This is a genomic window from Streptomyces sp. NPDC055013, from assembly GCF_053608645.1.
Genome location: NZ_JBSGVW010000001.1, coordinates 295675 through 316482, shown reverse-complemented (window position 1 = coordinate 316482; position 20808 = coordinate 295675). Strand labels below are relative to the sequence as shown.

Here is a 20808-nt window from a genome sequence, read left to right as displayed (position 1 = left end):
GGGCCGTCCCGGTGCGAACGGAAGGAGGGGCACGTGATTCGTGCCCGGCGAATATGGGTCACCGCGTTGACGGTGCTCACGATGGCGGGGTCGTCGCCAGGGTGGGCTCAGGCCCAACCGGCGTCCGAGGCAAGGCCGTCGGCGAACTCGACCGACGCCGCCGGTGGTGAGGGCCTGCCGGACGACTGGACCATCACCGGTGACGGGTCCGCGCGCAAGCTGGTGTGGCGGTCCGACGACCGGGTGCCGATGGGCGACGCCCGGGTCGAGTTCTACGCCGGTGACCGACTGCTCGGCCGTCCGGCGCCGGCGAGGGACGGGCGTACGTTCCGGCTCGGCCTCGACGGGGTCCGGCTGGACTCCGTGCAGGACCTCGAAGTACGGGCCGCGGGCCGCCGTTTGGACGCGCCCGACCCGACCGCCGGCAACGCCCGCGCGGCGGTGACCGTCCCGCCGCGACTGCCGGTGAACCAGGTCGACCCCGGCAAACCGGGCGCGTACCGGACCGTCACGGGTGAGTACGACCTCGACCCGGTCCGGCTTCCCGGATATGCCGAGCCGGTCGAGATGCGGGCCGTGGTGGTGGCGCCCAAGGGTGCCGACGGCCGCCGTCCGCTCGCCCTGTTCCTGCACGGCCGCCACTCCACCTGCTACACACCGCAGGGCGACATCAGCGGCGACTGGCCCTGCGCCGCCGGCGCCGAGCCGGTGCCGAGTCACCGGGGCTATCTGCGCGACCAGCGGCTCCTGGCCTCCCAGGGCTATGTGACCGTGTCGATCTCCGCCAACGGCATCAACGGCCAGGACTGGAGCTCCGAGGACGGCGGCGCGCAGGCCCGTTCCTCGCTCGTACGGCAGCATCTCGCCCGCTGGGCCGACTGGTCCGCCCACCCGGCCTCGGCCCCCGCGGCCGTACGGCAGACGCCCAGGACCGATCTGTCACGTGTCCTGCTCGTCGGGCACTCGCGGGGCGGTGAGGGCGTCAACCGGGCGGCGATGGACAGCCTTTACCCGCCGCCCGCGAACCAGGACGGCTATCGCGGACCGGTGCGCTGGCACATCCGCGGCACCGTGCTCATCGGACCGACGATCTTCGGCCAGAACCCGGTCCCGGACGTACCGTCGATGACGATCCTGCCGGGCTGTGACGGGGACGTCTCCGACCTGCAGGGCGAGGTGTACGTCGACGGTACCCGCCGGGTCAGCCGCGGTACCGCGCTGCACAGCGCGGTGTACATGGTGGGCGCCAACCACAACTACTTCAACAGCGAGTGGACGCCGGGCCAGGCCGAGGCGCCCGCCGACGACGACTTCTGGAGCGACCAGGAGCAGCCCGACCCGGTCTGCGCCCCCGGCACCCGCACCCGGCTGACGGCCGACCAGCAGCACAAGGCGGGCGCCACCTACATCGCCGCGGCGGCGCGGCTGTTCGTCGCCAAGGACGACCGGGTCCGCCCGCTGCTCGACGGCTCGGGCCGCCGCGCACCCTCCGCCGGCCCCGCGCACGTCCTCACCCATGCGGTGGGCGCGCGGCGCGGCGCGGGATTCCTGCCGGACGGCAAGGTCACGGTGAGCGGAGGAGGCGGCCGGCTGTGCTCGGCCGTGCATCCCACGGCGGCCACCGCGTGCCTGTCGTCGGAGACGGCCGGCGGCTCCCCGCACTTCGCGCGGTGGGAGACCGACCGCGAGCCCGGCCGCAGCGCGGCCGCGCTGCGCTGGTCCGCGGCGGGGTCGGCCGTGCGGGTACGTCCCGAGCGGCCGCTGTCCCTGACGGGTGCAAAGGCGTTGGCGCTGCGCGTGATCGTGCCGCCGAACACCACCGGGACACAGCTGGACGTCTCGGTCACCGACAAGGCCGGCCGGCACCGGACCCTCGGCCGGGTCAAGGTCGACGGGCTGCCGGGGTCGGACCGGACGGCGTCGTACTGGGCGCGCGAGGTACGGGTGCCGATCGGCGCCGATGACGCGGCGGCGCTCGACCTGCGGCACGTCAAGTCACTGGAGCTGACGCCGCGTACGCGGTCCGGGCGGGCCTGGCTGATGGACGCCTGGGGTTGGCAGCCGGGGACGCCGGAAGTGCGGGAGGCTGCGTTGCCCCGGGTCGACGTCGGACGGCTGACCGTCAAGGAAGGGAACTCGGGCGAGCGGTCGTACTCCGTACCGGTGCAGGTGTCGGGGCGCGGCAGCGGGCAGGTACGGCTGTTCGTCGCCGACCCGGTCACGGGCAAGTCCACGGACCGGCTGGTGACGGTGCGGCCCGGTGCGCAGGACATCGACGTACCGGTGAAGGTCCGCGGCAACACCCGCTACGGCTACGACCTCCCGCACAACGTCTTCGTCAAGGCGGTCCGCATGGCCGTAGTCGGTTCGCACCTGGGCGGGGTGACCGCGGAGAACGACGACCCGTTGCCCACGATCGGGGTGAAGCCGGTCGCGGACCGGGTGACCGAGGGGAAGCCGTTGAAGTGGCGGGTGACTCTCTCCGCAGTGGCCGATGTGGAGGTGGGCGGCGTGTTCGCCCTGGTGCCGGTCCTCGACGGTGCGGCGCTGTCCACCAAGGACGTCGATCCCGAGTGGCTCGAGGGGACGTCCGGTGCCTCGCCAAATCCGGAGCGCCCGCTGTCCGAGGTGGACGACCTCGGATTGTGGGTGTCCGTCCCGGCGGGCGCCACGAGCACGGAGCTGACGGTGCCCACGGTGAAGGACAGGGTGGCCGAACAGGCTGAGTCCGTGCGCTTCCGGTTGGCCGACGACGAGGGCGAACCGGTACCCGGTGCGCCGGTGGTGAAGGGCACGGTGGTGGACGCGTCCTGACGCGACGCAGCTGACGCCCTTGAGGGCGACGCATCTCGCGGGCGGGCTTCCGGATGCCCGCCCGCTGGGGCGCGTACGGCGATTCAGCCGCTCAACATGGTGTGCGTCCCGAAGCGCTGCTGCCACCCGCTGGGCGCGCCACCACCGGCGATCAGCCGGCCGGCGTCAGCGTCACGCGAATGCCGACGGTGCCCTTCACGCCTCGGCGCAGTCGGCTGCCGAAGAGGGTGAGGCGGCCGGTGATGCCGTACTTGCGGGCGATGAGCCGGCGGTAGCGGGCGCTGGTGGCCTCGTCGCAGATCTCGGCGGTGGCGGGGACCTGGTCGCCGGTCGGCCTGCCGCGCAGGTCGCAGGGGCCGACGAGGACGTCGGCCCTCGCGCGGATGCGCTTGACCTTCCACGAGTCGGCCACGGTCCAGACGCCCAGGGCGTCTCCGTCGCGGACCACCCAGACCGGCGTGGCGACACCGGTGCCGTTCTTGCGGTAGCTGGTGATGAGCAGGTACTGGCCCGTGCCGAGCGTCTCGAGCGACGTATCGTCCATGGCCGGAAGTGTAGGCAGGGCGGGTGCGGGCGGCGCAGGTGGGGACGCCGGTCGGGGCGCCCCCACCGTGCGGCTCAGCCGAGGGCGGCCGCCATGCGCCGTACGCCCTCCGTGATCAGCTCGGGTGATGTCGCCAGGTTCAGCCGTACGTGGCCCGTTCCGCCGGTGCCGAAGGGGATGCCGGAGGTGAGCGCGACCCGGCCGCGCCGCAGGAAGACGTCCGCCGGGTCGTCGCCCAGGCCGAGGGCGCGGCAGTCGAGCCAGGCGAGGTAGGTGGCTTCGCCCGGGCGGTGGGTGATCGCGGGGAGGTGCTCGGTCAGGAGGTCCACGAGCAGGCGCCGGTTGTCGTCGAGGCCCGTCAGCAGGGCGTCGAGCCAGTCGGTGCCGTCACGCAGGGCGGCGCTGTGGGCGATGATGCCGAGGTGGCTGGGACCGTGGCTGACCTCTTCCGGCAGCAGGGCCAGGTCGGCGGTGGCCGCGGGTCCGGCGATGGCGAGGGCCGCCTTGAGTCCGGCCAGGTTCCACGCCTTGGACGCGGACATCAGCGACAGCCCGTTCTCGGCGCCGGGGACGCGCAGATACGGCACGAAGTCGACGCCGCCCGCGGTGAGCGGGGCGTGGATCTCGTCGGCGACGACACGCACGCCGTGGCGGTCGGCGAGTGCGGCCACGGCGGCCAGCTCGTCGGCGGTGTGCACGGTGCCGGTCGGGTTGTGGGGGCTGCACAGCAGGAAGGCGGCGCGTCGGCCGTCCGTGGTCGCCCGCCGGAAGGTCTCGTCGAGGGTGTCGAGGTCGATACGCAGGTCGGCGCCGAGCGGGGCCTCGATCACCTGGCGATCCATGTGCTCGACGAACATGTAGAACGGCGGGTACACGGGTGAGTTCACCACGACCGGATCGCCCGGTCCGGTGACCAGTTTGAGCATTTCGACCACCCCGAGCATCACGTCGGGCACGATCGCCGTTCGCTCCACGGCCGGTTCCCAGCCCCACCGCTTCTCCGCGAAACCGGCGAGCGCCTCGGCGTAGCCGGTGCCCGCGGGATATCCGGTGTCGCCGAGCGCGAGGGCGTCGGCGAGCGCGCGCATGATGGGCTCGGCCAGCGGTACGTCCATCTCGGCCACCCACAGGGGCAGGACGTCCTCGGGGTAGGCGCGCCACTTCATGCTTGTACGACATCGGAGCCGGTCGAGACTCAGTGCGCGAAGCGGATTCGGTTCACCGGTCGTTTCGTGCGGGATCCTGGTCATGAGGCTCAAGATAGGGGGATGTGCGCCGGCCGGGAACGATGGGGACGGGCAGTGGCCGGGTGACGGTCGGTGAATTCCTGAATCCGCTGCTGGTCGGGGCGTCGGCGCAAGAACGATCAGTCGTGCGGTGAACACGCGCGTACCGGGCCGCGTATGGAGTGAGGGTGCTCAACCACGGGAGGGCCCCGCGGCGTTGACGCCGCGCTGTACTGGTTCGGGAGCCACGCATGAGGCACGCACGACGACGTCTCGTCCGGCGAGTGACACGGCTGGCGGCGGTCGGCGGACTCCTCCTCGGAGGAACAATGGTCACACGCGCCGTGGCGAGCGAACCTCCGGACGCCTCGGCCGTCCCGCGTACCTACGCCGCGTCGGCCGGTGACTCCGGCAGCGAGCTGGTCTCACGTCTGGGCACGTCCCGTACGGCGGGCAGCTGGATCGGTGCCGACGGGAAGGCCGTCGTCGCGGTCACCGACGAGGGCGCGGCCGCCGAGGTACGCAAGGCGGGCGCCGAGGCGAAGATGGTCGACCACAGCATGGACGAGATGAAGTCGGCGACGTCGACGCTGCGTTCGGCGCCCCGGGTGGCCGGTACGGCGTGGGTCATGGACTACCGCTCCAACGAGGTGGTCGTACGGGGCGACAGCACCGTCACCGCGGCCGACTGGTCCCGGATGACGGACCTCGCGGCGGACATGGGCGGCTTCGTCCGTATGGAGCGCACCGAGGGCACGTTCACGACGCGCCTCAACGGCGCGCTGCCGCTGTTGTCGACCGCCGGGCGCTGTTCGGCCGGCTTCAACGTCACCGACGGTCGGCGCGACTTCATCCTCACCGCCGGGCACTGCGGTCCGAACGGGTCGGTGTGGTTCTCCGACAACCGGGGTCGGCAGCAGATCGGGCAGACGATCCAGCAGAGCTTTCCCGGCGGCGACTTCTCGCTGGTCCAGTACGCGAACGGGGATGCCGGTGCCGGGGCCGACGTCGTGTCCATCGGCAAGGGCAAGGGGGTGCGGATCACCGGCGTGGCCGATCCGGCCGTCGGCCAGAAGGTGTTCCGAAGTGGCAGCACGAGCGGGCTGCGTGACGGCGAGGTGACGGCGCTCAACGCCACGGTCAACTACCCCGAGGGCACGGTCACGGGGCTGATCGAGACGAATGTGTGCGCCGAACCCGGTGACAGTGGTGGTCCGATGTTCTCCGAAGGGGTCGCGCTGGGTGTGACGTCGGGTGGCAGCGGCGACTGCAACGCGGGCGGCACGACGTTCTTCCAGCCGGTGACCAAGGCGCTGGCCGCGCTCGACATGAAGCTCATCGTGGCCGCGCAGAACGGCTCCGGCCAGGGCGCCGCGCCTGCCCCGTCGCAGGACGCGGGCGCGCCGGGTGACGCGTCGCCCGGTTCGTCGGCGCCGGTGGCCGGCGAGGCCGCCGTGACACTGCTGTCCCGGCTCGCGGACCCGAAGAACGTCGGTCCCGGTCTGCTGGTCATCGCGGGCAGTCTGGTCGCCCTGGCGGCGACCCGGTTCATCCGCGCCGAGCAGGACCGCAAGGCGTACCAGCGGTACTACTCGGCGACCTGGGGGTGAGGGTCCCGTCACCCGAGGGTGAGCAGCACGGTTGCCACCGCCGCGCCGGCCAGCCCGATCACGCGCCGTGCGGTGAGGGGCTCGCGCAGGAGCGCGAACCCGAGGACGCCGGACAACGCCGGGTAGAGCGAGGCGGGGACCACGGCGATGGCCGGCAACTGCCGCTGGGCGGCGAGCAGGTAGAGGACGAGCCCGAGTGCCGCTCCGGCGCCCGACCAGCGGCGTCGCGCCGAACTTCCGGCTCGGCAACAGCAGCTCGCGGCCGAGCCGGAATCCACCGGCAGCAGCACGAGTACGGCGGCGACGCGGCACTGGCGAGCAGTCCGTCGGTCACACGGCCGGCGGCCCTTGTGCCGGGCCGGCGGCTCCCCGGCCCTCCGGGCCCGGGGTGTTGTGCACCGCAGCGCCGGTCGACACTCCGCCGGCCGTTTCTGTGCCCGGCCGCGCGCGGCCGCCTTGCCGCCGGCCCCCGCCGTCGTCCCCGACGAGCCGGAGCGCGGGCACGGTGACGAGGAAGCCGGTCCGTGCGGGTGCTGCTGCCCGGTCGCCGAGCAGCAGCACCCGCACAGGACGGACAACACGACGGAGGTGACGGCGCTCACGGGGACGACGGTGTTCATGGCGCCCCGGCTCAGGCCGCGGTCGAGGAAGTGCATCGCCGCCGCGCTGCCGACGCCGGACAGGACAGGGCGCCCCACGCCGGATCCGTGAAGATCACGTCACCGGCGGGGGACGAGGAGTGCGGCCGTGGTGGCGAGGAGCAGACCGCCGAACCGGCCGATCAGGGTGATGGCGGCGAAGTGTGCGCGCCGGGAGAGCATGCGCCGGCGAAGTCGACGATGCCGTAACAGACGGCCGAGGTCAGTGCGAGAAGGGCACCCAGTGGATCAGGGGTGCCCGCGCGGGGTGTTCCGATGCGTGGCGAGACGGGCCGAGGAGGATGCTCGGGCCTGCGCCGAGGCGAGTGTTCAGGCCGCCTTCACCGGCTGCAGGGCCGCTGCGGCCCACTCCAGGACGAGGCGTTGGTATTCCTCGCGCTGCTCGACGCTCAGTGTCCCGCCCGACCGGCGCCACAGCGCCCGGATCTCCTCGTTGACCTCGTCAGCCGATCGATCGGAGGCGATTTCAACAGTGGTGGACATGCTGTGAAGCATACGGCGCCGAAGGTGAAGGCCATGTGAGTGAGAACGTACAAACACAGACAAAACGGACAGTGTTGCTGATCACGTCCATCTGTCCCCGCAGATCGCGGAGTTCAGGCTTCCGTCGCCCCCAGCACCAGCACCTGGATCGCCAGAACGGCGGCGCCACGGGCCCAGTCGTGAAAATCGGACACCTTGGTCTCGAGGTCGATCGGCGCGGCCAGCGGATGCCGCTGGGCACGGATGGTCTCCGTCACGGTCTTGCCGGCGACGTCCATGAGGCCCACCCCCTCTCCGGCGAGAAGGATCTTCTGCGGCAGCACGAAGTTGGCGATCTGTGCGACCAGGGTGCCCAGGGCGCGGGCAGCCTCCTCGATGACCCGGGCGGGCATCGGCTCGCCCGCCGCGGCACCGACCAGGATCTCCTCGTAGGTGCGGTCGCGGCCGGTGGCGGCCTGGACCTGGTAGCGGATGCTGGGGATGGTCAGCAGGGAGACAGCGCTGCCGCGCGCCCCCTCGGGGGTCAGCGGACCGTTGGGATGGACGATCCAGTGGCGGCCGAAGCCGCGGTCCTCCTCGGCATAGGGCACCCGCTTGCCGCCGAGGACCAGCCCGTAGCCGATGCCGGCGCCGATGGTGAGGACGACGAAACGGTCGAGGCCCCGGCCGGCGCCGAACCACGTCTCCGCCTCGACGAGGGCGGCGACGTCGTTCTCCACGACGACCGGCAGCCCCGTGCGCTCCCCGACCAGTTCGGCGAGCGGCACGCCACGCCAGTCAAGGAACGGTGACTCCCCGACCACGGCCCGGTCCTCGACGAAGCCGCCCACGCCGATGCCGATGCCGGCGAGCCGTGGGTGGTCGCCGGCCAGCGCGTCGGTCATCTCCCCCAGCAGGTTCACCACCGCGGCCGGTTCACGGGTGACCAGGGGGCGGTCGTAACGGGCGACGATCTCGCTCCTGAGGGTGGTCAGGACGCCGTAGACCATGTCATCGGTGATCTTGAAGCCGAGAAAGGAGAGGGATTCGGCGACGACGTCCAGCGGCTGCGACGGGCGCCCCTGACGCACCTCCGCGGGGCCGCCCGCCTCGGGCACCTCGACGAGGAGGCCCGACTCGATCAGCGGTTTGGTGAGCCGGGTGAGGCTGCCCGCGGACAGGTCGAGTCGCCGGGCGAGTTCGGTGCGCGACAGGGGCCCGCCGACGAGCACCTCGATCGCGACCGAGCGTTCACCGGGACTGAGAGGGGGCCAGCTGGCGGCTACTGGGGTCATGGTCGTCAGGCTCCCACATGATCTTGTTTCTGATTTTTACTCTCTGATTTTTTTCTCTGCAAAACCAACCAGGCCATTCTAGAGCGGTTGACCCGGCTTGAAGAAGATGTTTGCGTACCCCTTGACGGCTGAATTCTTCCGCGACAAAAGTAAGTGGCGCCGAGGACGAGCCGCAGACGAGGGAGTCTCCTGATGACCATCGCCTCCAGCAGCCCACCTTCGCGCCTGCCGCTGGGTGGCGCCGAGGGAGCAGGGACCAAGTCGAGGACGCGGCGGGCGCGCTCCCGCGAGAACGAGGGGGACGGGCGGCTCGCCGCGGTGTTCATCGCCCCGGCGATGCTGGGTTTCCTGGTCTTCCTGCTCTGGCCGACGCTGCGCGGCATCTACCTGAGCTTCACCCGCTTCAACCTGCTCACGCCGGCGGAGTGGGTGGGCCTGGACAACTACGTGCGAATGGTCCACGACCCGATCTTCTGGGAGTCGCTCGCGGTCACCGTCGAGTACGTGGTCATCAACATCGGCGTCCAGACGGTGTCGGCACTCGCCATCGCCGTGCTGCTGCAGCGGCTGACCCAGTCGGCGGTCTTGCGCGGGGTCGTACTCACGCCGTATCTGATGTCGAACGTCGTGGCGGGCATCGTCTGGCTCTGGATGCTGGACACCCAGCTGGGCATCGGCAACGAGATCATCGCGGGGATCGGCGCCGACCGCATCCCGTTCCTGGCGGACGAGACCTGGGCGATCCCGACGATCGCCCTGATCAACGTGTGGCGGCACGTCGGGTACACCGCACTGCTGCTGTTCGCGGGCCTGATGGCGATCCCCAATGACATGTACGAGGCCGCGAAGGTCGACGGCGCGAGCGAGTGGCGCATGTTCTGGCGGATCACGATGCCGCTGCTGCGACCGGTCCTGGCGGTCGTTCTGATCATGACGGTGATCGGTTCGTTCCAGGTGTTCGACACGGTCGCCGTGACGACCGCGGGCGGACCGGCGAACGCCACGAACGTCCTGCAGTACTACATCTACGGCGCCGCCTTCGGCCGCTTCCAGTTCGGGTACGCCTCGGCGATGTCGGTGGCCCTGCTGGTCGTGCTGAGCGCGATCACCGTCCTGCAGTACCGGCTCACCCGGGCCGGCCAGAGCGACCTCGGCTGAGGGAAGGGAGACACCGACATGGCTGCCGTGGCAGACACCACGACCGTACGGCGCGTCAGGCGCAGGCCCTCCTTCGGGCGGGCCATGGCCTGGGCGATGATGGCCGCCGTCGTGCTCATCACGCTGTTGCCGTTCTACTGGATCCTGCGCACCGCGCTGTCCTCGAACACCGCGCTCGCCGCCCATCCCGGCGATCTGCTGCCCGTGGATCCGACGACCGGAGGCTTCGAGCGTGCGCTCGGTCTGCAGTCGGCCGAGGAGGCGATCGCTCAGGGCGGTTCGGGCGGCGGGCTCAAGTTCTGGCGCTATCTGATCAATTCGGTGATCGTCTCGACCCTGATCACCGTCTGCCAGATCTTCTTCTCCGCCATGGCGGCGTACGCCTTCGCGCGATTGCGCTGGCGCGGGAGGGAGAAGGTGTTCGGGCTGTTCCTGGCGGGGCTGATGGTGCCGGCGATCTTCACCCTGCTCCCCAACTTCGTGCTGATCAAGCAACTCGGCCTGGTGGACAACCTGTTGGGGGTGGCCCTGCCGACGATGTTCATGACGCCGTTCGCGGTGTTCTTCCTGCGGCAGTTCTTCATGAACGTGCCGCGGGAGGTGGAGGAGGCCGCCCTGCTGGACGGGGCCGGGAAGATCCGGATCTTCTTCCGGGTGATGCTGCCGATGGCGTCCACGCCGATCCTCACGCTGGGCCTGCTGACGTACATCACCGCCTGGAACGACTACTTCTGGCCGTTGATGGTGTCCTACAGCGACAGCTCGCGCGTGCTCACCGTCGCGCTGGCCATCTTCCGGGCACAGACCCCGCAGACGGGCTACGACTGGTCCGGCCTCATGGCGGCCACGCTGATCGCCGCCCTTCCGATGCTCGTGCTGTTCGGCTGCTTCGCACGGCGCATCGTCAGCTCCATCAGCTTCACCGGCGTCAAGTAAGGGGACGGGAATGCGAGTTCGGATGCGTACGATCCTGGCCTTGACCGGGGCGATGGCGCTGTCCCTGGCCACCGGCTGCGCGCAGGGCGGCGCGGCCGGGGCGGGCGGGAACACGGTGACGTACTGGCTGTGGGACGCCAACCAGCTGCCCGCGTACCAGGCCTGTGCGAAGGGGTTCGAGAAGCAGAATCCGGGCGTGAACGTGAAGATCACGCAGATGGGCTGGGCCGACTACTGGACCAAGCTCACCGCGAGCTTCATCGCGGGCACCGAGCCGGACGTCTTCACCGACCACATCCAGAAGTTCGGGCAGTTCGCCGACCTGAACGTGCTCGAACCGCTGGACGATTTGGGCATCGACGACTCCGCCTACCAGGCGGGGCTGGCCGCCAACTGGAAGGGCCAGGACGGCCATCGCTACGGCGCGCCCAAGGACTGGGACACCGTCGCCCTCTTCTACAACAAGAGGATGGTCGAGGAGGCAGGGCTCACGGCCGACGGGCTCGGCGGCCTGTCCTGGAACCCGGAGGACGGCGGCACCTTCGAGAAGACCATCGCGCATCTGACCGTCGACAAGAACGGCAAGCGCGGCGACGAGAAGGGCTTCGACAAGAACAACGTCAAGGTGTACGGGATGGCCACCGGCGGCGCGGGCGACGCCGACGGGCAGACCACCTGGAGCCCGTTCGTCGCCTCGGCGGGCTGGCACTACACGGACCGGGCGCGCTGGGGCAGCAAGTACCAGTACGACAGCAAGACCTTCCAGTCGGTGGTCGACTGGTACTTCGGCCTGGCGAAGAAGGGCTACCTCGCGCCCTTCACCGACTACACCGACGGCGCCAACCCGGCCAACGCCCAGGTCGCCTCCGGCAAGGCGGCGACCTCCTTGGACGGCGCCTGGATGATCTCCACCTACTACGGCACCAAGGGTCTCGACGTCGGCACCGCACCCACGCCGACCGGCCCGACCGGCAAGCGGGCCACCATGATGAACGGCCTCGCCGACTCCGTCACCAAGAACGCCCGCAACAAGGAGGGCGCGAAGAAGTGGGTGCGGTATCTCGCCTCGAACGAGTGCCAGAAGGCCGTCGGCGGCTACGGCATCGTCTTCCCCGCGACCCCTGACGGCACCGACGCGGCCGTGGCCGCGTACGAGAAGAAGGGCATCGACGTGTCCGCGTTCACCGAACCGGTCACCGACAGGAAGAACTCCACCACCTTCTCCTTCCCGATCACCGACTACGCGGCGGACGTGTACTCCCTGATGCGCCCCGCGATGCAGGACGTCTACGCCAATGACGCCCCGGCGAGCGGCCTGACCAGGACCAACGACCAGATCAACCTCATCCTCGGCCAGTGAAAGGCACACACTCCATGACGTTCTCCCTCGGCATCGTCGGCGCCGGCCAGTTCTCCGGCCAGTTCGCCACGCTGTTCCAGGCCCACCCCGGTGTCAGCGACGTGTACGTCACCGATCTGCTGCCCGAGCGGGCCGAGCAGCTCGCCGACGCACAGGGACTGGCCGGCACCTTCCCCTCGTACGAGGCGATGCTGGAGTCGGCGGCCGTCGACGCGGTCGCCATCTTCACCCAGCGCTGGACCCATGGGCCGCTGGTGCTCCAGGGTCTGAACGCCGGCAAGCACGTCTACTCCGCGGTCCCCATGGCGATCACCACGGAGGAGATCGCGGCGATCATCGACGCGGTCAAGGCGACCGGCCTGACCTACATGATGGGCGAGACCAGCGAGTACAACCCGGCGACCGTGCACGCGCGCAACCAGATCGCCGAGGGCGCCTTCGGTCGGCTGTTCTACGCCGAGGGCGACTACGTCCACGACATGGACCTGGGGTTCTACGAGGCGTACCAGTACAGCGGCGGCGAGAACTGGAAGGCGACCGCCTCCTATCCCCCGCTGCTGTACCCGACGCACGCGGTGGGCGGTGTGCTGGGGGCCTGGCGGACGCACGCGGTGAGCGTGTCGGCGATCGGGGTCGTGGACGACCGGGGTGACGGGGTCTTCGACAAGAGCGTCAGCCAGTTCGGCAACGACGTGTCCAACGCGACCGCGCTGTTCGAGGTCGCGGGCGGCGGCTCGTTCCGTACGAACGAGTTCCGGCGGGTCGGCTACCCGTCGCACATACGGGAGTCGCGGTTCCGGTTCTTCGGCACCGAGGCGAGCATGGAGCAGCTCGCCACCGTCGCCCTCTGGCAGGACAAAAAGGGCGTCAAGGACATCAGTGAGCTGTTGGAGCCCAAGCCCACCATGTCCCCCGACGACCCGTCGCTCCAGCACATCGCGCCGGAGCTGCGGGCGGCCTTCACCTCGGGGTCGGCGCCGGTGCACGACCGCGCGCGGCTGCCGCGGGCCTTCGACCATCTGCACAACGGCCACGAGGGCAGCCACCACTTCCTGGTGGACGACTTCGTGACCGCGGTCAACACCCGCACCCTGCCGTCCGTGAACGCGTGGGTGGCCGCCCGCTACACCCTGCCGGGCATCGTCGCGCACGAGTCCGCGCGACAGGGCGGGGCCAGGCTGGAGATCCCGGACTTCGGGGACGCGCCGGAGGCGTGACGTTTCTCCCCGTTCTCGCGAGCCGGGTGCCTGCGTGTGTCAGGTGCCCGGCTTGCGGCCGTACACGTAGACGTCGTCGCCGTTCTTCAGCAGCGACCAGTACTTCTTCGCGTCGGTCTTGGTCATGTTGACGCAACCGTGCGAGCCGGGCGGGTTCCACATGCTGACGCCGACCGAGTGGAAGGCCTGGCCGCCGTCGAAGAACTGGGCGTAGGGCATCGGCACGTCGTAGATGGTCGACACATGGTCGATGTTCCGCCAGTAGATCTTCTTCAGGCCGGTGCGCGTCTCGTAGCCGTTACGGCCGGTGCGGACCGGCACCGGGCCGTACACCAGCTTCTTCCCGTCCTGGATCCAGCTCAGCTGGAGCGTGAGGTTCACGCAGGCGATGCGGCCCTTGTTGACGGGGCACTTGCCGTCCTTGTTGGGGTTTTTGCCGACGGCCTTCTGCTTGTTCATCAGGTCCATCACGCCCCATGTGACGGGACCCGCGTAGCCGGCGTTCGGGGTGATGCCGTGCTTGGTCTGGAAGGCCTGGATGGCCTTGCAGTCGGCGCTGGACTGCTTGCCGTCGACCGGCCGGCCGAGGAACTTCTCCACCTTCTTCTGATACGGGCCGGCCTGCGTGGTGCAGCTCGGAGCCGCCTGCGCCGGTGCGGCGCCGAGCGTCAGCGCGAGCGGTGCGACGAGTCCTGTGGTGATGCCGAGTGCGACGGCACGCCGTCTGCGTATGTCCCCCATGGCCGGGCCTCTCCCTTGGGTGTTCCTGTGGACTTCTGCCAGGTAGACCGCTGTACGGGGGCTTCGGTTGTGGCGCGCGCCGGGCTGTGACCGAACGGTGAAATTTCGCCAGGCCTGAATGTGACCTATGTGTCCTGGGTCACTCTCTGGGTGGGGAGTTTCAGGCGTCGTCCGGGCGGCGCACCGCTGCCCGGAACCCGGTGTTGACCGCGGTGAGGCCGCCGTCGACGGTGAGGGTGGCGCCGGTGATCCAGGCGGCGTCGCGGGACGCCAGGAAGGCGACCGCGGCAGCGATGTCCTCGGGCTCGCCGACCCGGCCCAGCGGGTACAGCGGGCGGATCGCCTCGAGTTCCGCCTCCCGTCCCTCCCACGCCGAGGTCCGCACCGTGCCCGGCGTCACCAGGTTGACGCGGACCGAGCGGGCGGCGGCGTGCCCGGCGAGGGTGCGGGTGAGGGAGCCGAGTCCGGCCTTGGCGGCGCTGTAGGCGTGGTTGCCGAAGTCCTGCAGGCCGTTGACGGAGCCGATGTTCACGATGGCTCCGCGGCCGGTGGCGGCCAGGTGCGGGAGTGCGGCACGGCAGCAGCGGTACGTGCCGGTGAGGGTGACGTCGAGGTCGCGGGCCCACGCCTCGTCCGGACCGTCCTCGAAGAGCGCGGTGTCGGGCGAGCAGTGGGCTGCGCTGTTGACCAGGACGTCGAGCGAGCCGAAGGCGTCGACGGCGTTGGCGACGGCCGCCTCGACGGACGCGGGGTCGGCGACGTCGCATGCCGACGCCTCCGCCGCGAGCCCCTGCCCCCGCAGCCTCGCCGCGGCCCGCTCGGCCTCGGGCCCGTCCACGTCGGTGACGAGCACGCGGGCCCCCTCCTCGGCGAACCGGCGGGCGGTCGCCGCGCCGATGCCGCGGGCAGCGCCGGTGATCAGAACTCCGTGACCTGCAAAGCGCGTGGTGTCCGTCATGACCCGAACCGTAGTGCCGGAAGGATCATCCGGGCAGATAGCGTGCGTCCATGTCCGCGTTCATGCAACAACTCCCCGCACTCATAGGCGTCGTGATCGGCGCGCTCGGCTCGTACATGGCGGTCGTGCGGGGCGACCGGATGCGGTTCCGGCGGGAGCAGACGGCGCGTTGGGAGGAGCGGCGGCTCACGGTGTACGCCGAGTACGCGCAGTCGGTGAAGAAGACGGTCACGGTGACGTACCGGGTCGCGGCGCGGGCGGGCGTCGATCCGTACCCGGATCCCCTGAGCCTCGAGGAGGCCCAGCCGCTGCTGGCCGAGGCGAGCATCCGCCGGGACCCCTCGGGTGAGGCGCTGATCATGCTGGGCAGCGCCGCGGTGGTGGAGAAGGCACGGGACTGGGTCGTGGCGGCGATGGAGATGGAACGGTTCGTGCGGGAGGGCCGGGACGACCGTACGGCCTGGCAGGCGCTGCTGGAGCGGCAGCGCGCCGGCCGCGAGGGCTACTACGCGGCCGTACGCGACGATCTGGGCCTGCCGCCGGGCCACTCGGCGCGCTGGCCGCTCCCGGTCATGGACCCGCCGCCCCCTCAGCGGTAGCCGGTCGTGTCCGCAGGCTTGCCCGCGTCCTGGACCTCCACGAGGTACCGCCAGGCGTCGGGGCGGCTGCCGTCGAGATCGGTGAAGCCGTACACCGGCGCGAGCTGTCCGCTGGAGAGGGACTCGCCGTTCCAGCGGGCCACGTCGGGGTCGGCGGCGAGGGCGGCGACGGCGCGGCCCACGTAGCGCGGGGTCTCGGAGATGGCGAAGTGCTCGACGCGTTCGAGGGCGTCGCGCCAGTTGTCCTCGCGCACCTCGAACGCGTCGAGCATCATCTCCGAGCGCAGCCAGCCCGGGGTGAGCGCGACCGCGGTGGCGCCGCGCGGTCCGAGTTCGTGGCCGAGGGAGAAGGCCATGCGCAGGACGGACGACTTGGCGAGGTCGTAGAAGAAGGAGTTCCGGTAGTTGGCGCCGTTGTACTCGGCCGTGCCGTCGGTCATCTCGACGACCAGTCCGCCGGGATGGCGCAGGAGCAGGGGCAGGGCGTGGTGGCTGGTGATCGCGTGCGTCTCGACCCCGAGCCGGAGCAGCCTGAGGCCGTTGTCGAGGTCGTGCTCCCAGACGGGGCTGTCCCAGGCGAAGAGCTTCTCGCCGCCCCAGACGTCGTTGACGAGGACGTCGAGGCGGCCCTGTTCGTCCGCGATGCGGTCCACTAGGACACGGACCTGGGCGGGGTCGAGGTGATCGGTGGGTACGGCGACGCCGTGCCCGCCCGCTTCGGTGACGAGGTCGGCGGTGTCCTCGATCGTCTCGGGGCGGTCGTACTCGGAGCGCCGGGCGCGGGTGCTGCGTCCCGTCACGTAGACGGTGGCGCCGGCCGCCCCTAGCTCCACGGCGATGCCGCGTCCGGCGCCCCGTGTCGCGCCTGCGACGAGTGCGACCTTGTCCTTCAACGGCTGTGACATGTCCGGCCTCCCGACCCTGTGCGCCCGGCCCTGTGCGAGCGGTGTCGTCTTCGAGGGTGCCGGGTAAGCCGGACATCTTCTGTCGTCTTTTGCTGGTCCTGTTCCGGTCTTGCCGTGGGGTCACCCGACCGGGCGCAGGCGCGCGTCGGGCGCGTCAGTGGCCGCGGTCGATCCACTCCTGAAGCTGCGGTGCCTCCGCGCCGATGGTGGTCCCGTCGCCGTGGCCGGTGAGGACCTTGGTCTCGGGCGGGAGGGCGAGCAGGCGGGTGCGGATCGAGTCGATGATCGTCGGGAAGTGGGAGTAGGAACGGCCGGTGGCGCCGGGGCCGCCCTGGAAGAGGGTGTCGCCGGTGAAGACGACGCCCAGCCCGGGGTCGTACAGGCACACCGCGCCCGGCGCGTGTCCCGGGGTGTGCAGGACCGTCAGGTCGACGCCGGGGCCCTCGATGATCTGCCCGTCCACGAGGTGGGAGTCGGGGTCGCGGTCCGGGTAGGTCTGCTTCCACAGGGGCAGGTCGTCGGGGTGGAGCCAGATCGTGGCTCCGGTGCGGTCGGCGAGGGCGGGCGCGGCGCCGATGTGGTCGTTGTGGGCGTGGGTGCACACGATCGCGGTGAGGCGCCGGCCGCCGATGGCCTCGACGATGGCGTCGGCGTCGTGGGCGGCGTCGATGACGATCACCTCGTGGTCGTCGCCGACGAGCCACACGTTGTTGTCGACGTCCCAGGTGCCGCCGTCGAGCTTGAACTGGCCCGAGGTGACGAGGCGTTCGATGCGGGCGGTCATCAGAACATCACCACCGAGCGCAGGACGTCGCCGTGGTGCATCCGCTCGAACGCCTTCTCCACCTCGTCGAGTTGGATGGTCTCGGTGACGAACGCGTCCAGGTCCAGACGGCCCTGCAGGTGCAGGTCGATCAGCATCGGGAAGTCGCGGGAGGGCAGGCAGTCGCCGTACCAGGACGACTTCAGGGCTCCGCCGCGGCCGAAGACGTCCAGCAGCGGCAGTTCCAGCTTCATCTCCGGGGTGGGCACGCCGACGAGGACGACCGTGCCGGCGAGGTCTCGGGCGTAGAAGGCCTGCTTGTAGGTCTCCGGGCGGCCGACCGCCTCGATGACGACATCCGCGCCGAACCCACCGGTCAGCTCACGGATCGCCGCCACCGGGTCGGTCTCGCGCGAGTTGACGGTGTGGGTGGCGCCCATCGTGCGGGCCTTGTCGAGCTTGCGGTCGTCGATGTCCACGGCGATGATCTTCGCCGCGCCCGCCAGGTTCGACCCGGCGATCGCGGCGTCCCCGACGCCGCCGCAGCCGATCACCGCGACGGTGTCGCCCCGGCCGACGCTGCCGGTGTTGATCGCGGCGCCGATGCCGGCCATCACACCGCAGCCCAGCAGCCCGGCCACCTGCGGGGTGACCGCCGGGTCGACCTTGGTGCACTGCCCCGAGGCGACCAGAGTTTTCTCGGCGAAGGCTCCGATGCCGAGCGCCGGCGAGAGTTCCCGGCCGTCCGAGGCGAGGGTCATCTTCTGTGTCGCGTTGTGGGTGGCGAAGCAGTACCAGGGCCGGCCGCGCAGACAGGCCCGGCACTGGCCACACACCGCACGCCAGTTGAGGATCACGAAGTCGCCGGGCGCGACGTCCGTGACGCCCTCGCCGACCGACTCCACCACGCCGGCCGCCTCGTGGCCCAGCAGGAAGGGGAAGTCGTCACTGATACCGCCCTGTTTGTAGTGCAGGTCGGTGTGACAGACGCCGCAGGCCTGGACCTGTACGACGGCTTCTCCCGGCCCCGGGTCCGGCACGACGATCGTCTCCACGCGCACGGCTTCGTCCTTGCCCGGTGCGATCACGCCGCGTACTTCCTGCGCCATGGTGCTCCACCCTTCCCTCGGCGGGTCCTCGTCCACTGCCGACCCTAGTCGTGACTGATCGGTAAGGGGGTCCGACAGCCGCCATCCAGCCAGGCAGTCGCCCTTTGCCGGCCTCGAAGCGGCCCTCGCCGATCGGGAGCGGACCGGTCGGACGCCGGTCACCTGAGGAAGTCCCGGACCGCCCGCGCCAGGGCGTCCTCGTCCAGGCCGTCGGCGCCGCCGCCCAGGGGCAGCAGCCGGTGCGGTACGTGGACGAGGGTCTCGGCGACGTGCCGGGCGGACAGGCCGGGCAGGCCGGGCAGGCCGGGCAGGCCGGGCACGACTTCCGCGTGGTCGGCGGCCACAACGGCTGTTCGGAGGCGACCTCGTCGAATCGCTTCCGGCCTGCAGCAGCTCGGGGTGCTCTTCGACGCCGCACCGGACGACTACCGCCAAGCCTTGGAGTCGCTCGGCCTGGGCATCAAACGCCTGCCCCTCCTCTCCGGCACCACCCCGCGCCGGTCGGAGCCGAGGCTGTGACGCCAGGCGTCCGGAACGTCCTCAACGGCAACCTGCCCGACCAGCCCTGGCACTCGCGGTGGCACAGAACTGGCAGGCTCCGCAGGAGAGGGCCGACGTAGCCTGAAGGCTCCGTTCGACTCCGGAGGAGCCCCGTGAGCATCGCAGCGACCGAATCCACCCCGCCCACCTGGCGGTTGCTCCTGGGCTATGTGCGCCCGCACCGGTGGACCCTGCTGGTGGGTGCCGTGCTCTCGCTGGTCACCGGGGCCACGGGGCTGCTCCTGCCGCTGGTGGCAAAGGGGTTGATCGACGACCTGTCCCACGACCGGGCCATCACCGGAGCGTTGGTGATCATGTCCGGGCTGGTCGTGACCAACGCGGCGGTGGGGGCGCTCGGTTCGTATGTGCTGCAGCGCACCGCCGAGTCGGTGGTGCTCGGGGCGCGGCGCACCCTGTCGTCGTATCTGCTCAGACTGCGGATCACCGCCGTGGACCGCAGTGAGCCGGGCGATCTGATGGCCCGCATCACCTCGGACACGACGCTGCTGCGCGAGGTCACGACCGACTCGCTCGTGGGCCTCGGCACCGGAGGGCTCACCCTGGTGGCGACGGTGGCGATGATGGGTGTGGTGGAACCGGTGCTGCTGCTGGTCACCCTCGCTGTGATCCTCGGCGCGGGCACGATCCTCGGCGTGATCGTGCCGCGCATCAACCGGGCCAGCCGGCAGGCGCAGGACGCCGTCGGGGTGATGGGGGCCTCGCTGGAGCGGATCCTCGGCGCCCTGCGCACGGTGAAGGCGTCCGGCGCCGAGCACCGGGAGGAGCGGACGCTGCACGAGGCCGCCGAGGAGTCGTGGCGGCAGAGCGTGCGGGCCGCCAAGTGGTCGGCGGCGGCGGGCAACACGGCCGGACTCGCGATGCAGATCGCGTTCATCACGGTGCTCGCGGTGGGCGGGGCGCGGGTGGCGACCGGGGCGATAGACGTGGGCACACTGGTCGCGTTCCTGCTGTACGTCTTCTATCTGATGTCGCCGATCCAGCAGGTCGTCGGCGCGATCACGCAGTACCAGACCGGCGCGGCGGCGCTCGCCAGGATCCAGGAAGCGCTGCAACTGCCCGCCGAACCGGCCGCCGCGCCCGCCCCGCTGCCCTCCGCCGGTGCGCAACCCGCCGCGCTGGCCTTCGAGGACGTCCGCTTCCGGTACGCCGACGATCTGCCGTACGTCCACCACGGGGTGACGTTCGCCGTGCCCGCGCAGGGCATGACCGCCTTCGTCGGACCGTCGGGTGCGGGCAAGACCACCGTCTTCTCCCTCATAGAGCGGTTCTACGACCCCGAGACCGGGACCATCACCCTCGACGGGCGGGACCTGGCGGACTGGGAACTGCCCCAACTGCGGTCGGCGATCGGCTATGTGGAGCAGGACGCCCCGGTCCTGTCGGGTTCGCTGCGGGACAACCTGCTGCTGGGCAATCCCGACGCGGACGACACCGCCGTCACGCGGGTACTGAAGACGACCCGCCTCGACGGCCTGGTCGCCCGGCTGCCCGGCGGCGTCGACACGCTCGTCGGTCACCGGGGCACCAAGCTGTCCGGCGGCGAACGCCAGCGTGTCGCCATCGCCCGCGCCCTGCTGCGCCGCCCCCGGCTGCTGCTCCTGGACGAGGCCACCTCGCAGCTGGACGCGGTGAACGAGGCGGCGCTGCGCGACACGGTCGCCGATGTGGCCCGTACGACCACGGTTCTGGTCGTCGCACATCGCCTCTCGACGGTGACGATGGCCGACCGGATCGTCGTGATGGACGGGGGCCGGGTGCGCGCGGTGGGCACGCATCGCGAACTCGTGGCGGCCGACCCGCTCTACGCGGAGCTGGCCGCGACGCAGTTCCTGGCGACGGCCGAGTGACGCCAGCCGACCGACCACAGCCGGGCGGCGCCGCGTGACGACGT

The 20808-nt window shown here is 70.8% G+C and carries 19 protein-coding genes; 8 read left to right on the top strand and 11 right to left on the bottom strand.

The genetic code is table 11. The features are described from left to right. Nucleotides 1-33: 33 nt before the first annotated feature. The gene (locus tag ACWGDB_RS01365) at nucleotides 34-2814 is read left to right on the top strand and encodes an alpha/beta hydrolase family protein (protein WP_453820494.1); all 2781 of its coding nucleotides are present in this window, start codon (nucleotides 34-36) and stop codon (nucleotides 2812-2814) included. Nucleotides 2815-2965: 151 nt separating this feature from the next. Here the strand turns inward: ACWGDB_RS01365 and ACWGDB_RS01360 are convergent, their stop codons facing one another. Both ACWGDB_RS01360 and ACWGDB_RS01355 read right to left on the bottom strand, forming a co-directional pair. Beyond that, nucleotides 2966-3358 (bottom strand): PPOX class F420-dependent oxidoreductase, encoded by a 393-nt coding sequence (locus ACWGDB_RS01360; protein WP_453820493.1) that lies wholly within the window; start codon nucleotides 3356-3358, stop codon nucleotides 2966-2968. A gap of 74 nt (nucleotides 3359-3432) precedes the next feature. Continuing rightward, nucleotides 3433-4608, bottom strand: a complete 1176-nt coding sequence (locus ACWGDB_RS01355) for a MalY/PatB family protein (RefSeq protein ID WP_453820492.1) — start codon at nucleotides 4606-4608, stop codon at nucleotides 3433-3435. 227 nt (nucleotides 4609-4835) lie between these two features. Here ACWGDB_RS01355 and ACWGDB_RS01350 point away from each other — a divergent pair, with 227 nt between their 5' ends. Beyond that, nucleotides 4836-6194: a S1 family peptidase gene (locus tag ACWGDB_RS01350; RefSeq protein WP_453820491.1), complete on the top strand. Its 1359-nt coding sequence runs from the start codon at nucleotides 4836-4838 to the stop codon at nucleotides 6192-6194. 8 nt (nucleotides 6195-6202) lie between these two features. Here the strand turns inward: ACWGDB_RS01350 and ACWGDB_RS01345 are convergent, their stop codons facing one another. The 3 genes from ACWGDB_RS01345 to ACWGDB_RS01335 form a co-directional block, all read right to left on the bottom strand. Then, nucleotides 6203-6892: a multidrug DMT transporter permease gene (locus ACWGDB_RS01345; RefSeq protein WP_453820490.1), complete on the bottom strand. Its 690-nt coding sequence runs from the start codon at nucleotides 6890-6892 to the stop codon at nucleotides 6203-6205. Between the two features lie 270 nt (nucleotides 6893-7162). Continuing rightward, nucleotides 7163-7348 (bottom strand): hypothetical protein, encoded by a 186-nt coding sequence (locus ACWGDB_RS01340; protein ID WP_369275248.1) that lies wholly within the window; start codon nucleotides 7346-7348, stop codon nucleotides 7163-7165. A gap of 101 nt (nucleotides 7349-7449) precedes the next feature. Further along, nucleotides 7450-8610, bottom strand: a complete 1161-nt coding sequence (locus tag ACWGDB_RS01335) for an ROK family transcriptional regulator (protein ID WP_453820489.1) — start codon at nucleotides 8608-8610, stop codon at nucleotides 7450-7452. Nucleotides 8611-8802: 192 nt separating this feature from the next. Between ACWGDB_RS01335 and ACWGDB_RS01330 the strand changes: the two genes are divergently transcribed. The 4 genes from ACWGDB_RS01330 to ACWGDB_RS01315 are packed head-to-tail and all read left to right on the top strand — an operon-like array spanning nucleotide 8803 to nucleotide 13281. Then, entirely contained in the window at nucleotides 8803-9768 is a 966-nt protein-coding gene (locus tag ACWGDB_RS01330) for a carbohydrate ABC transporter permease (protein ID WP_383601723.1), read from the top strand. An 18-nt stretch (nucleotides 9769-9786) separates the two neighbouring features. Beyond that, nucleotides 9787-10704, top strand: coding sequence for a carbohydrate ABC transporter permease (locus tag ACWGDB_RS01325; RefSeq protein WP_453820488.1), 918 nt, complete (start codon nucleotides 9787-9789; stop codon nucleotides 10702-10704). Nucleotides 10705-10714: 10 nt separating this feature from the next. After that, nucleotides 10715-12064 (top strand): ABC transporter substrate-binding protein, encoded by a 1350-nt coding sequence (locus tag ACWGDB_RS01320; RefSeq protein ID WP_453820487.1) that lies wholly within the window; start codon nucleotides 10715-10717, stop codon nucleotides 12062-12064. A gap of 14 nt (nucleotides 12065-12078) precedes the next feature. Continuing rightward, nucleotides 12079-13281, top strand: coding sequence for a Gfo/Idh/MocA family protein (locus ACWGDB_RS01315; protein WP_453820486.1), 1203 nt, complete (start codon nucleotides 12079-12081; stop codon nucleotides 13279-13281). 39 nt (nucleotides 13282-13320) lie between these two features. Here the strand turns inward: ACWGDB_RS01315 and ACWGDB_RS01310 are convergent, their stop codons facing one another. After that, complete coding sequence (locus ACWGDB_RS01310) at nucleotides 13321-14022, bottom strand: L,D-transpeptidase family protein (RefSeq protein WP_453820485.1); 702 nt, start codon at nucleotides 14020-14022, stop codon at nucleotides 13321-13323. 160 nt (nucleotides 14023-14182) lie between these two features. Continuing rightward, nucleotides 14183-14980, bottom strand: coding sequence for an SDR family NAD(P)-dependent oxidoreductase (locus ACWGDB_RS01305; RefSeq protein ID WP_453820484.1), 798 nt, complete (start codon nucleotides 14978-14980; stop codon nucleotides 14183-14185). Nucleotides 14981-15030: 50 nt separating this feature from the next. Here ACWGDB_RS01305 and ACWGDB_RS01300 point away from each other — a divergent pair, with 50 nt between their 5' ends. Beyond that, nucleotides 15031-15579: a hypothetical protein gene (locus ACWGDB_RS01300; protein ID WP_453820483.1), complete on the top strand. Its 549-nt coding sequence runs from the start codon at nucleotides 15031-15033 to the stop codon at nucleotides 15577-15579. Here ACWGDB_RS01300 and ACWGDB_RS01295 read toward each other — a convergent pair. The 4 genes from ACWGDB_RS01295 to ACWGDB_RS01280 all read right to left on the bottom strand — a co-directional run bounded on the left by ACWGDB_RS01295 (nucleotide 15570) and on the right by ACWGDB_RS01280 (nucleotide 18700). Continuing rightward, nucleotides 15570-16484, bottom strand: a complete 915-nt coding sequence (locus ACWGDB_RS01295; RefSeq protein ID WP_453820482.1) for an SDR family oxidoreductase — start codon at nucleotides 16482-16484, stop codon at nucleotides 15570-15572. The genes ACWGDB_RS01300 and ACWGDB_RS01295 overlap by 10 nt on opposite strands. 154 nt (nucleotides 16485-16638) lie before the next feature. After that, nucleotides 16639-17268, bottom strand: a complete 630-nt coding sequence (locus ACWGDB_RS01290) for an MBL fold metallo-hydrolase (RefSeq protein ID WP_453820481.1) — start codon at nucleotides 17266-17268, stop codon at nucleotides 16639-16641. Beyond that, nucleotides 17268-18356 (bottom strand): S-(hydroxymethyl)mycothiol dehydrogenase, encoded by a 1089-nt coding sequence (locus tag ACWGDB_RS01285; protein WP_453820480.1) that lies wholly within the window; start codon nucleotides 18354-18356, stop codon nucleotides 17268-17270. The genes ACWGDB_RS01290 and ACWGDB_RS01285 overlap by 1 nt, the downstream gene beginning before the upstream one ends. A gap of 158 nt (nucleotides 18357-18514) precedes the next feature. Continuing rightward, complete coding sequence (locus ACWGDB_RS01280) at nucleotides 18515-18700, bottom strand: hypothetical protein (RefSeq protein ID WP_453820479.1); 186 nt, start codon at nucleotides 18698-18700, stop codon at nucleotides 18515-18517. A gap of 309 nt (nucleotides 18701-19009) precedes the next feature. Here ACWGDB_RS01280 and ACWGDB_RS01275 point away from each other — a divergent pair, with 309 nt between their 5' ends. Continuing rightward, complete coding sequence (locus ACWGDB_RS01275) at nucleotides 19010-20764, top strand: ABC transporter ATP-binding protein (protein ID WP_453820478.1); 1755 nt, start codon at nucleotides 19010-19012, stop codon at nucleotides 20762-20764. The last annotated feature ends 44 nt before the right edge of the window (nucleotides 20765-20808 follow it).

Coding starts and splice junctions, on each gene's coding strand:
- ACWGDB_RS01285 (WP_453820480.1), bottom strand. CDS start 18,356: ATGGCGCAGGAAGTACGCGGCGTGATCGCACCGGGCAAGGACGAAGCC.
- ACWGDB_RS01305 (WP_453820484.1), bottom strand. CDS start 14,980: ATGACGGACACCACGCGCTTTGCAGGTCACGGAGTTCTGATCACCGGC.
- ACWGDB_RS01350 (WP_453820491.1), top strand. CDS start 4,836: ATGAGGCACGCACGACGACGTCTCGTCCGGCGAGTGACACGGCTGGCG.
- ACWGDB_RS01360 (WP_453820493.1), bottom strand. CDS start 3,358: ATGGACGATACGTCGCTCGAGACGCTCGGCACGGGCCAGTACCTGCTC.
- ACWGDB_RS01310 (WP_453820485.1), bottom strand. CDS start 14,022: ATGGGGGACATACGCAGACGGCGTGCCGTCGCACTCGGCATCACCACA.
- ACWGDB_RS01340 (WP_369275248.1), bottom strand. CDS start 7,348: ATGCTTCACAGCATGTCCACCACTGTTGAAATCGCCTCCGATCGATCG.
- ACWGDB_RS01335 (WP_453820489.1), bottom strand. CDS start 8,610: ATGACCCCAGTAGCCGCCAGCTGGCCCCCTCTCAGTCCCGGTGAACGC.
- ACWGDB_RS01300 (WP_453820483.1), top strand. CDS start 15,031: ATGTCCGCGTTCATGCAACAACTCCCCGCACTCATAGGCGTCGTGATC.
- ACWGDB_RS01330 (WP_383601723.1), top strand. CDS start 8,803: ATGACCATCGCCTCCAGCAGCCCACCTTCGCGCCTGCCGCTGGGTGGC.
- ACWGDB_RS01325 (WP_453820488.1), top strand. CDS start 9,787: ATGGCTGCCGTGGCAGACACCACGACCGTACGGCGCGTCAGGCGCAGG.
- ACWGDB_RS01355 (WP_453820492.1), bottom strand. CDS start 4,608: ATGACCAGGATCCCGCACGAAACGACCGGTGAACCGAATCCGCTTCGC.
- ACWGDB_RS01290 (WP_453820481.1), bottom strand. CDS start 17,268: ATGACCGCCCGCATCGAACGCCTCGTCACCTCGGGCCAGTTCAAGCTC.
- ACWGDB_RS01295 (WP_453820482.1), bottom strand. CDS start 16,484: ATGTCACAGCCGTTGAAGGACAAGGTCGCACTCGTCGCAGGCGCGACA.
- ACWGDB_RS01320 (WP_453820487.1), top strand. CDS start 10,715: ATGCGAGTTCGGATGCGTACGATCCTGGCCTTGACCGGGGCGATGGCG.
- ACWGDB_RS01315 (WP_453820486.1), top strand. CDS start 12,079: ATGACGTTCTCCCTCGGCATCGTCGGCGCCGGCCAGTTCTCCGGCCAG.